The 13,163-nt window shown below is 67.7% G+C and carries 16 protein-coding genes; 11 read left to right on the forward strand and 5 right to left on the reverse strand.

What is annotated here, in order from left to right; translation table 11 throughout:
- Window positions 1-31: 31 nt before the first annotated feature.
- On the forward strand, window positions 32-2,140 hold the full coding sequence (gene flhA, locus ACLQ7T_RS07240; protein WP_420471419.1) for a flagellar biosynthesis protein FlhA: 2,109 nt from the start codon (window positions 32-34) through the stop codon (window positions 2,138-2,140).
- A 156-nt stretch (window positions 2,141-2,296) separates the two neighbouring features.
- Here flhA and ACLQ7T_RS07245 read toward each other — a convergent pair whose 3' ends face one another.
- Entirely contained in the window at window positions 2,297-3,004 is a 708-nt protein-coding gene (locus tag ACLQ7T_RS07245; protein ID WP_420478811.1) for a hypothetical protein, read from the reverse strand.
- A gap of 152 nt (window positions 3,005-3,156) precedes the next feature.
- On the opposite strand from ACLQ7T_RS07245, the gene ACLQ7T_RS07250 reads away from it, so the two are divergent.
- The 5 genes from ACLQ7T_RS07250 to ACLQ7T_RS07270 all read left to right on the forward strand — a co-directional run bounded on the left by ACLQ7T_RS07250 (window position 3,157) and on the right by ACLQ7T_RS07270 (window position 6,836).
- Window positions 3,157-4,644: a sensor histidine kinase gene (locus ACLQ7T_RS07250; RefSeq protein WP_420478812.1), complete on the forward strand. Its 1,488-nt coding sequence runs from the start codon at window positions 3,157-3,159 to the stop codon at window positions 4,642-4,644.
- Window positions 4,644-5,069: a response regulator gene (locus ACLQ7T_RS07255; RefSeq protein WP_420471416.1), complete on the forward strand. Its 426-nt coding sequence runs from the start codon at window positions 4,644-4,646 to the stop codon at window positions 5,067-5,069. The genes ACLQ7T_RS07250 and ACLQ7T_RS07255 overlap by 1 nt, the downstream gene beginning before the upstream one ends.
- The gene (locus tag ACLQ7T_RS07260) at window positions 5,066-6,112 is read left to right on the forward strand and encodes a sensor histidine kinase (RefSeq protein WP_420478813.1); all 1,047 of its coding nucleotides are present in this window, start codon (window positions 5,066-5,068) and stop codon (window positions 6,110-6,112) included. Before ACLQ7T_RS07255 ends, ACLQ7T_RS07260 begins: the two co-directional genes overlap by 4 nt.
- 1 nt (window position 6,113) lies before the next feature.
- A complete protein-coding gene (locus ACLQ7T_RS07265) occupies window positions 6,114-6,566 on the forward strand; it encodes an NUDIX domain-containing protein (protein ID WP_420478814.1) in 453 nt (150 codons plus the stop codon).
- Window positions 6,567-6,650: 84 nt separating this feature from the next.
- Window positions 6,651-6,836 (forward strand): CsbD family protein, encoded by a 186-nt coding sequence (locus tag ACLQ7T_RS07270; RefSeq protein ID WP_420471413.1) that lies wholly within the window; start codon window positions 6,651-6,653, stop codon window positions 6,834-6,836.
- 60 nt (window positions 6,837-6,896) lie between these two features.
- On the opposite strand, the gene ACLQ7T_RS07275 is transcribed toward ACLQ7T_RS07270, so the two are convergent.
- From ACLQ7T_RS07275 to ACLQ7T_RS07290, 4 genes are all read right to left on the reverse strand, one after another.
- A complete protein-coding gene (locus ACLQ7T_RS07275) occupies window positions 6,897-7,409 on the reverse strand; it encodes a hypothetical protein (RefSeq protein ID WP_420478815.1) in 513 nt (170 codons plus the stop codon).
- A gap of 34 nt (window positions 7,410-7,443) precedes the next feature.
- On the reverse strand, window positions 7,444-8,622 hold the full coding sequence (locus ACLQ7T_RS07280; RefSeq protein ID WP_420478816.1) for a vWA domain-containing protein: 1,179 nt from the start codon (window positions 8,620-8,622) through the stop codon (window positions 7,444-7,446).
- Between the two features lie 80 nt (window positions 8,623-8,702).
- A complete protein-coding gene (locus ACLQ7T_RS07285) occupies window positions 8,703-9,365 on the reverse strand; it encodes a hypothetical protein (RefSeq protein ID WP_420478817.1) in 663 nt (220 codons plus the stop codon).
- A gap of 51 nt (window positions 9,366-9,416) precedes the next feature.
- The gene (locus ACLQ7T_RS07290; protein WP_420478818.1) at window positions 9,417-9,944 is read right to left on the reverse strand and encodes a GNAT family N-acetyltransferase; all 528 of its coding nucleotides are present in this window, start codon (window positions 9,942-9,944) and stop codon (window positions 9,417-9,419) included.
- A 266-nt stretch (window positions 9,945-10,210) separates the two neighbouring features.
- On the opposite strand from ACLQ7T_RS07290, the gene ACLQ7T_RS07295 reads away from it, so the two are divergent.
- The 5 genes from ACLQ7T_RS07295 to ACLQ7T_RS07315 all read left to right on the forward strand — a co-directional run bounded on the left by ACLQ7T_RS07295 (window position 10,211) and on the right by ACLQ7T_RS07315 (window position 13,056).
- Window positions 10,211-10,849, forward strand: a complete 639-nt coding sequence (locus tag ACLQ7T_RS07295) for a histidine phosphatase family protein (RefSeq protein ID WP_420478819.1) — start codon at window positions 10,211-10,213, stop codon at window positions 10,847-10,849.
- A gap of 17 nt (window positions 10,850-10,866) precedes the next feature.
- On the forward strand, window positions 10,867-11,484 hold the full coding sequence (locus tag ACLQ7T_RS07300; protein WP_420478820.1) for a peptidylprolyl isomerase: 618 nt from the start codon (window positions 10,867-10,869) through the stop codon (window positions 11,482-11,484).
- Between the two features lie 62 nt (window positions 11,485-11,546).
- Window positions 11,547-11,795, forward strand: coding sequence for an exodeoxyribonuclease VII small subunit (locus tag ACLQ7T_RS07305; protein ID WP_420471406.1), 249 nt, complete (start codon window positions 11,547-11,549; stop codon window positions 11,793-11,795).
- Window positions 11,795-12,145: a tRNA-binding protein gene (locus ACLQ7T_RS07310; protein WP_420471405.1), complete on the forward strand. Its 351-nt coding sequence runs from the start codon at window positions 11,795-11,797 to the stop codon at window positions 12,143-12,145. The genes ACLQ7T_RS07305 and ACLQ7T_RS07310 overlap by 1 nt, the downstream gene beginning before the upstream one ends.
- Window positions 12,146-12,186: 41 nt before the next feature.
- Complete coding sequence (locus ACLQ7T_RS07315; RefSeq protein WP_331046552.1) at window positions 12,187-13,056, forward strand: polyprenyl synthetase family protein; 870 nt, start codon at window positions 12,187-12,189, stop codon at window positions 13,054-13,056.
- The last annotated feature ends 107 nt before the right edge of the window (window positions 13,057-13,163 follow it).

Below are 13,163 nucleotides of genomic sequence, written 5' to 3' on the forward strand. Positions count from 1 at the left end.
AAGGCCCTCCTCCTTACGGGAGGGCTTCGCCATGACTGACGCCGTGCTGATGAAGGACGGCCTGGCCCGACCGACAGCCAGCGACATGCGCGGCTGGCTGCTGCGCGGCGAGGTGCTGATGGCCATCGGCGTGATCGGCGTGATCATGCTGCTGATCCTGCCGATCCCGAAATTCCTGCTGGATCTGCTGCTGGCTTTCTCGCTGGTGTCGTCGGTGCTGATCCTGATGACCGCCGTGATGATGAAGCGGCCGCTGGACTTCGCCATCTTTCCGACGGTCCTGCTCGTCTCGACCCTGTTCCGCCTGGGCCTCAACCTGGCCTCGACCCGCCTGATCCTGACCCACGGCCAGGAGGGGCACAGCTCGGCCGGTCAGGTCATCGCCGCCTTCGGCGAGCTGATGATGGGCGGCAATTTCATCATCGGGGTGATCATCTTCGCGATCATTCTGGTGGTGAATTTCGTCGTCATCACCAAGGGCTCGACCCGGATCGCGGAAGTGTCCGCCCGCTTCACCCTGGACTCCATGCCGGGCAAGCAGATGGCCATCGACGCCGACCTGTCGTCCGGCCTGATCACCGAGGACCAGGCCAAGCTGCGCCGCAAGGAGCTGGAGCAGGAATCGACCTTCTTCGGGGCCATGGACGGCGCCTCGAAATTCGTGCGGGGCGATGCGGTCGCCGGCCTGATCATCACCTTCATCAACGCGATCGGCGGCATGCTGATCGGCGCCATCTCGCACGGGATGCCGATCGCCGACGCCGCCAACGCCTATGTTCAGCTGACCATCGGCGACGGTCTGGTGACCCAGGTCCCGGCCATCATCATCTCCATCGCCGCCGGCTTCCTGGTGTCGAAGGCGGGTGTCGAGGGCACCGCCGACAAGGCCTTCGTCAGCCAACTGGCCACCAATCCGGTCTCGCTGGGCGTGGTGTCGGGCGCCGCCGCCCTGATCGGTCTGATCCCCGGCATGCCGATCATCCCCTTCATGGCGCTGGCCGCCGGATCGGGGTTCATGGCCTGGCGACTGGGGCGCGAACGGCTGAAGCCCAAGCCGACCGAGGCGGAACTCGCCCAGACCGCCAGCAGCCCGGCCGAGGACGTGGAAGAGCCGATCGGCACAGCCCTCACCATCGACGAGGTGAAGATCGAGCTGGGCTATTCCCTTCTGTCGCTCATCAATGATCTGGAAGGCCGACGCCTGACCGATCAGGTTCGCGCCCTCCGGCGGTCCCTGGCCCAGGAGTACGGCTTCGTCATGCCGTCGGTGCGTATTCTGGACAACATGCGTCTGGGCACCCAGGGCTATGCGATCCGGATCAAGGAGATGGAGGCCGGCGCCGGCGAGGTGCGTCTGGGCTCGCTGATGGCCATGGACCCCGCCGGGCGTCAGGTGGAGCTGCCGGGCGAACATACGCGCGAGCCCGCCTTCGGCCTGCCCGCGACCTGGATCGACGAAAGCCTGCGCGAGGAGGCGACCTTCCGCGGCTACACCATCGTCGATCCCTCGACGGTGCTGACCACCCACCTGACCGAGATCCTCAAGGAGAACATGGCGGACCTGCTCTCCTACGCGGAGGTGCAGAAGCTGCTGAAGGAGCTGGGCGCGGAAGAGAAGAAGCTGGTCGAGGAGCTGATCCCCTCGGTCGTCACCGTGACCACCCTGCAGCGCGTTCTGCAGTCCCTGCTGCGCGAGAAGGTGTCGATCCGCGATCTGGGCGCCATTCTGGAAGGCCTGGCCGAGGCCGCGCCGCACACCACCTCGGTCACCACCCTGGTCGAACACGTCCGCGCCCGGCTGGCCCGCCAGCTGTGCTGGCAGCACAAGGGTGAGGACGGCGCCCTGCCGATCGTCACCCTGTCGCCCGAATGGGAACAGGCCTTTGCCGAAAGCCTCATCGGTCCCGGAGAAGACAAGCAACTGGCCATGGCGCCGTCGCGCCTGCAGGACTTCATCCGCGCCGTCCGCGACGTCTTCGAGCGCGCGGCCATGTCGGGCGAGACGGCGGTCCTGCTGACCGGGCCTCAGGTCCGCCCCTATGTCCGCTCGATCATCGAGCGGTTCCGCGGACAGACGGTCGTCATGAGCCAGAACGAGGTGCACCCCAAGGCGCGCCTTCGGACGATCGGATCGGTCTGATCGGCAGGGGTGGCGCCGCCCCGACGGTGGTGGCCTCCGGGGCGGCGCCTGCGGACGACATGCCGATTGAAAAGTGCCGCCCGCCTTCGCCCTCTAGGCGGAAAGCGGAACTGTGGCAGCCCTAACTTTAGTTATAGCCCGGACGGAGCGGGAGGTTTACCGGACCTCGGTCCAGCCGCCGGAGGAGGCGCTGCGGGCCGCGTCGTTGACCGGTCTGGCGATGAGGCCGGACTGGGTGATCCAGAGCTCGTACTGGGCGCCGTCGGCCATCGGCATGTAGGCGGCGCCGCCATACAGGGTGTCCACGGCGTCGATGTATTTCCGGTATTTCCGCGCCGTGTCCCAGGCGCTGATCTTCCAGGGCAGGCCGTTGTCGTTGTCCGTGATCGCCAGCGGGTGAACGCTGCGCTCGGCGTTGATTTCCTGCTGGATCGACTGGTAGCGGCCCGAGAGGCGGTCGAGCCTGTACTGGGTGTTCAGGCCCAGAACGTTGGCCCAGGGCTTCCATTTCAGAACCTGGGCCTCGATCCGCCACTCGTCGCCGTGCAGCGGATAGAGGTTGGTCGCGGCGGGCAGGTTCTCGTCATTGGCGGCCTGCATGACCGTGGCCTCGAAATACTGCGGACCGATCTGGCGGGTCGTGACGGTGGCGACCGGCCGCTCAAAGGTGAGGCGGGAGTAGGTCTGCACATCGAGGGCGAGCAGGGTCGCGATCATGGCGGCGGCCAGAAAGCCCGCGCCGCCCACGCCGCCCACCAGTCCGCCGATCACCTTGCCCCGGAACAGGGCGCCGAGACCCTTGATCAGAAGGACCAGGCCCAGCAGCGCGACGACCGCCGGAACAACCCACCACCACCAAACCATCTGTGTCCCTTTCCCCCGATCAAGACGGGTCTATCTTTACCCTAAATCGGCAGCGACGCGAGGGTTTCTCCCCTGAGGCGACTGGACAGGAAATTTGATGCGTCTAATGCTCCTTTTTGATGAGTAGGGCGTGGCGCGATACCCTGTTGGGCATGGGGCGGTTCCTTCGCACGCCGGCGCTTGGTCGGCGGGTGGCGGGCTTGCTGACCCTCGCCATCGTGCTTCTGCTGGCGACCAACATCGCCACGCTTGTGATGATCAACAGGACGGCGCGCTTCAACGACGAAGTCGATGCGGCCCAGCAGCTGCGCCGCCAGACGCGGACCGTCCTTATTCACCTGATCGACGCCGAGACCGGTCAGCGTGGTTTTCTCCTGACCGGCAATCCCGATTATCTGGAGGTCCATGGAGAGGCCTCGAGAGAGCTGCCGCAGGAGCTGGAGGAGCTGACCCGGCTCGCCAGGAACGATCCGGATCTGGCGCCGCGGGCCGCGCATCTGCGTGAGCTGGCCGAGTCGAAGCTGACCGAACTGGACCGGACCGTCGCCCTGGCGCGGACGGGACGGGTGGGGCCGGCCCTGAGCATCGTCCGCAGCAACGAGGGCAAGGCGGCCATGGACGCCTTCCGGGACGAGGCCGACGCCATTGATGACATCACCGAGACGCGTCTGCAGCTCCGCCGGAGCCAGTCCGAGCGCTCCAGCAGCGTCACCGTCGGCGCCAATGCGGCCGGGGCCATTCTGATCCTTGTTCTCGCCGGCGTCAGCGGCTGGCTGGTCCGCCGCTATGTGCTGGAGATCCAGGAGGCGCGCGACGCGGTCTCGCGGATGAACGCGGGCCTTGAGGGGCAGGTGCGCGAGCGGACGGCCGACCTCACCCGGGCCAACGAGGAAATCCAGCGGTTCGCCTACATCGTCAGCCACGACCTGCGTGCGCCCCTGGTCAATGTCATGGGCTACACCTCCGAGCTCGAGCAGGCCGGCAGGGTGGTCGACAAGGCCATTACCGAGGCGGAGAGCAAGCGAAAGGTCGATCCGGACGTCGTCATGGCGGTCCGCGAGGACATGCCCGAGGCGATCGGCTTCATCCGCGCCTCCACCGAGAAGATGGATCGGCTGATCAACGCCATCCTGAAGCTGTCCAGGGAAGGTCGCCGCAGCCTCGTGCCCGAACTTCTGGACATGTCGAAAATGGTCCAGGACATCGCGGACAGCATCCGACACCAGACCGGGGAGGCGGGGGCCGAGATCGTGGTCGAGGCGCTGCCGCGTCTGGACAGCGACCGGCTGTCGATCGAACAGATCTTCGGCAATCTGATCGACAACGCCGTCAAATACCTCGACCACGACAGGCCCGGCCGGATCGTCGTCTCCGGGCAGGATGACGGGACCTGGGTGACCTACCGGATCGAGGACAATGGTCGCGGGATCGCGCCACGGGATCACGAGCGCATTTTCGAGCTGTTCCGTCGGTCCGGCCGTCAGGATCGCAAGGGCGAGGGGCTGGGGCTGGCGTTTGTCCGGAACAGCGTTCGCCGCCTCGGCGGAGACATCACCGTGACGTCGGAGCTCGGCAAGGGCTCGACATTTATCCTGAAATTCCCCACACGCCTCATCCTCGCAGAGGCCGGAGACTATTGATGAGCAGTTCCGTCAAGATCGTGATGATCGAGGACGACCTCGGTCACGCCAAGCTGATCGAGAAAAACATCCGTCGCGCCAATATCGCCAATGAGATCGCGCACTTCGCGGACGGCGGCACGGCCATCGACTATCTGTTCAGCGCCGAGGTCCGCGCCAACGGGCCGCTCCTGATCCTGCTGGACCTGAACCTTCCCGATATGTCGGGCACGGACATTCTGGAGCGGGTGAAGGGCGATGAGCGGCTGCGCCGCGCGCCGGTGGTGGTGCTGACCACCACGGACGACAAGGTCGAGATCCAGCGCTGCTATGATCTGGGCTGCAACGTCTACATCACCAAGCCGGTCGACTACGAGAATTTCGCGGACGCCATCCGCCAGCTCGGGCTGTTCCTCTCTGTCATGCAGGCGCCGGAAATCGAGTGAAATCCGAGGGCGAGGTCATTCGCCTGCTCTACATCGACGATGATCGCGGACTGTCGCGACTGGTCGAGAAGGAGCTGGGCCGTCACGGCTACGCCGTCACCTGCGCTCCCGACGGAGACGCGGGACTGGAAACGCTTGTCACCCGCTCCGGGGATTTCGACGTCATCGCCCTGGACCACTACATGCCCGGCCGTGAAGGCCTGGATGTGCTGCCGGACATCGTCGCCCTGAACGACCCGCCGCCGGTGGTCTACGTCACCGGCGCGCAGGAGGGGCGTATCGCGGTCGCCGCCCTTCGCGCCGGCGCGGCCGACTACGTCATCAAGGACGTGTCCGAGGACTTCACCACCCTGCTGCGCAATGCGGTGGAGGACGCCATCCAGCGCCGCCGCCTGCAGCGGGAGCACGACGCCGCCCAGGAGCAGGTTCGCCTCGCCCGTGACCGCGCCGAAGCCATGCTGCGCGAGGTGAACCACCGGGTCGGCAACTCGCTGCAACTGGTGTCCAGCTTCATGTCGTTGCAGATGCGGCACCTCACCGACGACGGCGCCCGGGCGGCGCTGCGGGAGTCCCAGGCCCGGATCGAGGCGGTGGCCCATGTCCACCGCCGCCTCTACACCTCCGGCGACATGTCGTCGGTCGAGATGGACGAGTATCTGCGGGGCCTGATCGACGAACTGGCCAAGTCTCTCGGCCCCGATGACAGCTCGCCGCGCCTCAGTCTGGACGCCGAACCCATCCGGGTCTCGACCGATCAGGCGGTGTCGCTGGGCGTGGTGGTGACCGAGCTGGTCACCAATGCGGTCAAATACGCCTATGCGCCCGGTCAGGGCGGCGAAATCCGCGTCATCCTGCGCACGGACGGACCGCATCGCGCCCTCCTGACGGTCGAGGACGACGGGCCCGGCATGGGCGACGGCACGCCCAAGGGCACCGGTCTCGGCGGCAAGATCATCTCCGCCATGGCCTCCGGTCTCCGCTCCGCGGTCGAGTTCGATCCGGGACACAAGGGTGTCCGGGCGCGGCTGGCCTTCGACCTCTGAGATGACCATCGCCCTGCAGTTCGGCGTGGCGGCGCCGGGACTGGACCATACGCTCCGCCCGACCGCCTTCGGCCTCGTCTTTCAGGACGGCAAGCTGGCCTGCGTTCGCGTGGATCGGGGGGAGGGCAGCTATTATGACCTGCCCGGCGGCGCGGTTGACGGCGACGAGACCGAGGCGGAGGCCCTGGTCCGCGAATTCGTCGAGGAAACCGGCATGACGGTGAGGCCCTTCGCCCGTTTCGCCGAGGCGGCGCAGTTCTTCCGCAAGTCGACCGGCGAGCCGTTGAACAACGTCGGCGGCTTCTGGATCGCCGAACAGGTCTCGCTGGATCCGGCGGCCCGGATCGAGGCGGATCACGAACTGGTCTGGCTGCACCCGCATACCGCTCTCAACGAACTGCGCCACGACGCCCATGCCTGGGCGGTGGCGGCGTGGTTGAGGCGCAAGGGCTGACCGGTCGGGGAACCCGCGCGCCACCCCATGGTTGTTCCCCCGGAAGCGCCGTCGCTCCGGCGGCGCCAGTCAAGGGAGCTCCCCATGCCCGATCAGGATCGCATTGAAGGCGCCGCCAAGAATATGGGCGGCAAGGCCAAGGAATTCGCCGGCAAGGTCACCGGCGACGAGAAGCTGAAGGCTGAAGGCAAGGCCGACCAGGTGGAAGGCAAGGTCCAGAACGCCGTCGGCGGACTGAAGGACACGCTGCGCGGCGACAAGCGCAACTGACGTCCCGCACCTCGTGCGACTGACGCCGCGTCCCGGTTCCGGGGCGCGGCGTCGTCGTGTTCAGTCCCTGTCGCCGAAGCGCAGGGACAGGCGGTCATCGTCGGGCCGGCGAGAGCCGGTCGTCCGGCATTCTTCGGTCCAGGCGACCCCGCCCTGCTCCCGGGCGCGAGGCCGTGTCTCGCAGACCCGTTCCTCCAGGGCCGCGGTCGGTCGATCGGGACGCGACGGGGCGCCGCACTGGACGGCATACCGGTCGCCGGCCGCCTCCCGGCGGCAGGTGTCGGGCGCGCCGGTCGGGCGCAGGGCCGCCGGCAGACTGTCGCCGAGGTCGGCGTAGAGGGCGACACGCACCCGCGCCTGACAGGTGTCCAGCGGCTCGCCCGCCGGCCGGATCAGCGGATGGCACTGTGCGCGTTCGTAGCCGAACGGATCGCTGCGCGCCTGCTCGGGAAGGGTGAAGCCCTGCGCCGGAGGCGAGGCGGCGGCCGGCGGCGCGACGGGCGCGCCCCAGATGACCTGGCCGGTCGCGGCCTGCGGGGTAAGCAGCAGGGAGAATACGGCGGCGGTCAGCATGGGAACCCTCCGGTCGTTGCAGCGCCAGCCTAGCCTATTTCGCGAGCGCCCGCATGGCCTTCTCCAGCCCTTCCAGCGTCAACGGATACATCCGCTCGTCGATGACCTCGCGGATCAGCCCGACCGAGGCAGAGTAGCTCCAGTACCGCTCGGGCGAGGGGTTCAGCCAGGCCACCTTGTCCCACTGCTGCGTCGCCCGCTTCAGCCAGACGGCGCCCGCCTCCTCGTTCCAGTGCTCGACCGAGCCGCCGGGCATGGTGATCTCATAGGGGCTCATGGTGGCGTCGCCGACGAAGATGGCGCGCCAGTCGGCGGGGTATTTGTTCAGCACGTCCCAGGTGTCGATCTTCTCGGTGTGTCGACGCCGGTTGTCCTTCCACACGCCCTCATAGAGGCAGTTGTGGAAGTAGAAGAATTCCAGGTGCTTGAACTCGGTCTTGGCCGCCGAGAACAGCTCCTCGCACATCTTCACATGGGCATCCATCGAGCCGCCGATGTCGAGGAACAGCAGCACCTTGATCGTATTGCGCCGCTCGGGGCGCATGTGGATGTCCAGCCAGCCCTGACGCGCCGTGCCGTCGATGGTGGCGTCCATGTCCAGCTCGTCCGCCGCCCCCTGCCGGGCGAAGCGGCGCAGGCGGCGCAGGGCCACCTTGATGTTGCGGGTGCCCAGCTCGACCTGATCGTCCAGGTTCCGGTACTCGCGCTTCTCCCAGACCTTCACGGCCCGACCGTGCTTGCCCGGCCCGCCGATCCGCACGCCCTCGGGATTATAGCCGCCGTGGCCGAACGGGCTGGTCCCGCCCGTCCCGACCCATTTGTTGCCGCCCTCGTGACGACCCTTCTGCTCCTCCAGACGCTCCTTCAGCGTCTCCATCAGCTTCTCGAACCCGCCCATGGCCTCGATGGCGGCCTTCTCTTCCTCGGACAGGTATTTCTCGTTCAGCAGCCGCAGCCAGTCCTCGGGCAGGCTGGTCGTCAGGTCCTCGCCCGCGCCCACCGTCTCGATGCCCGCGAACACCTTGCCGAACACCTGATCGAACCGGTCGTAGTGCTTCTCGTCCTTCACCAGCACGGCGCGCGACAGGTGGTAGAAATCATCCACCCGCCCCGACGCCACGCCCTTGTCCATGGCCTCCATCAGATGGAGCCATTCCTTCATCGACACCGGAACCTTGGCGTCGCGCAGGGCTGTGAAGAAGGGCAGGAGCATGAGGGCAGACTAGCAGGCTCGCGCCACCGGGCCAGTCTTGTTCAATCGCCTCCTCGCGCAAGGAGGCCGTGAGCAGGCGGTCAGTCAGCCTCGCTGACGCCGATCTGGGCGAAGGCCATCATCACGCCGCCCTCAAGGCTGACGGCCATGGCGTCGGCGTAAGGGCCGGTCACCCGCGCCTTCAGGCTCCACTCGCCCTGCTGAGCCCCGATCACCATCGTGAACTTCTCCACGCCGTCGAGCCGCACCTTGAAGGCGCTATAGGCCGGTGCGGCGAGACCCTGCACGGTCGCGAGTGTCACCTGATCCGGATAGGGCGTGGCGTCCGGCCAGCGTTGGCGGATGCCCTGCGCGGCCGCGCTGACGATGTCATTGGTGGTCGGGCGGTCCGGATAGCGGGTCGCATAGATGGTGATGTCGGTGTCCATCGCGTCGTTGCGGACGATGCAGGCCACGTCATCACCGCGAGGAATGCCCGCCCCGCCCGTCGGGAAAATGTGGACGCGGTTGGCGGGATTGTCGTCCAGCAGGCAGCGCATGCCGCTTGCGACATGTTCAATCTGAGCGACCGCACCGTCGGTTTTGTTGACGAAGATGCCCTGGGCGTCCGCGGCGGCGATGATCCGGTCGGCGATAGCGCTCGCCGCTGCGACCTGTTCAGCAGACGCGGGCGGCGCGGCGTCTTGCGCCGCCGCCACGGGCGCGAACGCCAGCGCGGCGATGAAGGTCAAGCGAGCGATCATGGCGTTCCCCCTGAAACAGGAAGCGATCAAGCCACGCTGTTCGCCCCCCGTCTATCCGCGCCGCAGGATGAACTCGTCATCCAGCCAGCTTCCGACCGGGTACTGATACTCCCCCGCCTTCTCGAAGCCGTAGGCGGCGTACAGTTTCTGCGCCTTCAGATTGCCGCTCCAGACGCCGATCCACAGCGGGCCGTCGGTGTGGGCCTCCATCCATTCCAGCGACACGGCCAGCAGTTTCGTACCGAGACCCAGCCCCTGCGCCGCCTTCGACACGTACAACCGCCGCAGCTCGGCGTGGCTGGCCCTGCCGTCCGGGTGGGGCAGGGTGTTCGGCCCCGTGTTGGCGAAGGCCAGCAGGGCGCCGTCCCGCTCCGCCACCCACCAGGCCGCGCCCGGCTCGGCCAGCTTTGTCCGGATCGTGTCGGCATTGAAGCTGGCGTCCAGAAAGGCCGTCAGGTCCGCCTCGGGATACGGGATGCCGAACCCGGTCACGAAGGTGTCGATGAAAGTCTCCCGTCCGATGTCGGCGAGCGCTTGCGCATCGTCAGGGCGGGCGGGGCGGATCAGGGCGTTGGTCATGCCTCCGCCTTAGCGGGGTATCCGCCCGCAAGGAAACGCTTCGTGATCGCCGGGTGCGGCGGATTTCGACCCGCGTGCTCCGGAGTCGCCGGGATCGTGCGCCTGTCCGACGCCGCGAAGGTTGTCTCGACGCGCGCGGGCGGTTACCACCTAGAAGGCAGGGCCGCACGGCGGTCACCCATGTACAGGCCTTGGGGGAGGAATAAGGACAGTTCGCCAGAGGCTTACGTCCGTACACCATGCCCCTCGCCGCGAGAGACTCATCCTTGTCCGACACCCCCGCGTCCGCGCAGACCGATCCCGTGCCGCCCCGCGCCGCACTGGTGGCGGTGCGCCCCGGCGCGATCACGCTCGCCCGCCATGGCGAACCGGCGCTGTCGCGTAAATGCATGCTCACCTCCGACCAGTATCGGGAGTGGTGGGCGAAATACGAGGTCGGCGGGCTGCGCGCCGGCCAGACCCCGCCGCCCGAGCTGCTGGCCACGGCCGAGGGGGCCGGCGCCATCTACGCCTCGACCCGACCCCGCGCACAGGAAACCGCCGCCGCCGCCGCCGCGGGCAAGGAAATCCTGACCGACGCCCTGTTCATCGAGGCGCCGCTGCCGCCGCCTCATTTCCCCGCGTGGTTCAAGCTGCCGCCGAAATACTGGGGCGCCGTCGCCCGCTTCTGGTGGCACGCCTTCAATCACCATGAGGGGCAGGAGACCCGCCTGGAGGCCGAGGCCCGCGCCGGGCAGGCGGCCGAGGTGCTGATCGCCCGCGCGGCCTCCGGCCAGGATGTGCTGGTTCTGGCCCACGGCTATTTCAACCATATGGTCGGCAAGCGCCTGAAGGCCGCCGGCTGGAAGCTGGTTCACAACCAGGGCTTCCGCTACTGGTCCCAGCGCCGCTACGAGAAGCGCTGATCACCAAGGAGGCCCGGATGATCCGTCGCACCCTGCTGTCCGCTGCTGTCGGCCTTACGCTGGCGCTCCACGCGCTTCCCGCCGTCGCCCAGGACCCTGCGGTCGCGCCGGTGCGGATCGCCCTGGAGACCGGCCTGGGCCGCATCGTGATCGAGACCGATCCGCGCGCGCCGATCACCGCATCCAACTTTGTCCGCTACGCCGATGAGCGCCGCTTCGACGGCGTGACCTTCTATCGCGGCATGACGGTCGCCCCCGGGCACGGGCTGGTGCAGGGCGGGGCCAGCGGCGCGTCGGACCGGGTGCTGCTGCCCATCGCTCACGAGCCGACCAGCCAGACGGGGCTCACCCACACCACGGGCGCGGTGTCCATGGCCGCCGCCGCGCCGGGACAGGCGACCGGCGACTTCTTCATCATCATCGGCGACCTGTCCTCGCTCGACGCGGGCAAGGTCACGCCCGAGGATCAGGGCTTCGCCGTCTTCGGCCGGGTCGTCGAGGGCATGGATGTGGTTCACGCCATTCTCGATGCGCCGAAATCCCCGACCGAGGGCGAGGGGGTGATGCGCGGCCAGATGCTGGACCCGCGCGTGCCCATTGTCTCGGCCCGCCGGGTGCAGGCGGCGGCCGATTGAACGGTGGACCGGGCGTTTTGAGCGCTTGAGGCGGGCGCGCCCCCCCTCTAGGGTCGCGCGCCATGACCGACGCCGCCGCCATTCCCGCAGACCTCAGCTTTGAAGACGCCCTCCAGCGTCTGGAACAGATCGTGTCCCGTCTGGAGTCCGGCCAGGCTCCGCTCGAGGAATCGATCGCCCTTTATGAGGAGGGCGCGCGTCTGAAGGCGCATTGCGAGGCCCGCCTGAAGGCTGCCCAGCTTCGCGTCGAGAAGATCGTCGTCGGCCCCGACGGCCAGCCGCGCGGCGTCGAGCCGGCGTCCTTCGACTGATGTCCGCGCCCGCCGAAACCATCGGCTTCGATGACTTCATGAAGGTCGACGTTCGGGTGGGGCAGGTCCTCAAGGCCGAGCCCTTCCCGGAGGCGCGCAAGCCCGCCTGGAAGCTGACCATCGACTTCGGTCCCGAGATCGGGGTGAAGAAGTCCTCGGCCCAGATCACCGTCCATTACTCCCTGGACCAGTTGCAGGGCCGCAAGGTCGCCGCGGTGGTCAACTTCCCGCCGCGCCAGATCGGTCCGTTCATGTCAGAGGTGCTGACGCTGGGCTTCCCCGATGAGAACGGCGCGGTGGTGCTGGTCGGAGTCGACCGCGAGGTCCCCGTGGGCGGGAGGCTGTTTTGAGCCAGATCCCCCACGCCGCAAACTCTCCCGAACAGGGCGTCATCGACCGGGTGGCCGAGATCGCCGATCTGGTCACGGTCGCGCTCGACGAGCTGCTGCCGCGGGCGGAGGGGCCCGAGTCGCGCCTGACCGAGGCCATGCGCTATGCGGCGCTGGGGCCGGGCAAGCGCCTGCGTCCCTTCTTCGCCCTCGAGGCCGCGACGCTGTTCGACATCGAGGAGCGGCCGGTTCTGCGCGCCGCCTGCGCGCTGGAATGCGTCCATGCCTACAGCCTGGTCCACGACGACCTGCCGGCCATGGACAATGACGACATGCGCCGCGGCCGGCCGACCGTGCACATCGCCTATGACGAGGCCACGGCCATCCTCGCGGGCGACGCCCTGCAGACGGCGGCCTTTGACATCATCCTGCACGAGGACACCCACGACGATCCGGCCGTCCGCTGCGAGCTGGCGGCGCGGCTGTCGATGGCGTCCGGCGCGCGCGGCATGGCCGGCGGCCAGATGATCGATCTGCTGGGCGTCCGCGACGACCTGGGCGGCGTCGCGCGCATGCAGCGGCTCAAGACCGGCGCCCTGTTCACCTTCGCCTTCGAGATCCCGCTGATCATCGCCGGCGCCCGCGAGGTTCATCGTCAGGCGCTGACCAGCTTCGCCCACGATATCGGTCTGGCCTACCAGATCGTCGACGACCTGCTGGATGCCGAAGGCGACGAGGACATCCTGGGCAAGGCCGCCGGCAAGGACGCGGCCCAGGGCAAGACCAATTTCGTCACCCTGCTGGGCGTCGACCAGGCGCGGCACAGGGTCGCGCACCTCGCCGACCAGGCCCGGGCCCATCTGGACGTGTTCGGCCCCGACGCGGATATCCTCAAGGCCAGCGTGGACTTTGTGCTTCAGCGCCGGTCCTGATAGGGCTGGCGGCCTGCACCGTTCCTGCACGGATTTTTCAGACCGTATCGACCAGACCCGCAGCGAAATGCGCTACAGCGAGTTGGAAGATCAAAGGTCCAAGGTTC

Origin of the sequence: Brevundimonas sediminis (genome assembly GCF_048799765.1) — a bacterium.
Taxonomy (GTDB): domain Bacteria; phylum Pseudomonadota; class Alphaproteobacteria; order Caulobacterales; family Caulobacteraceae; genus Brevundimonas.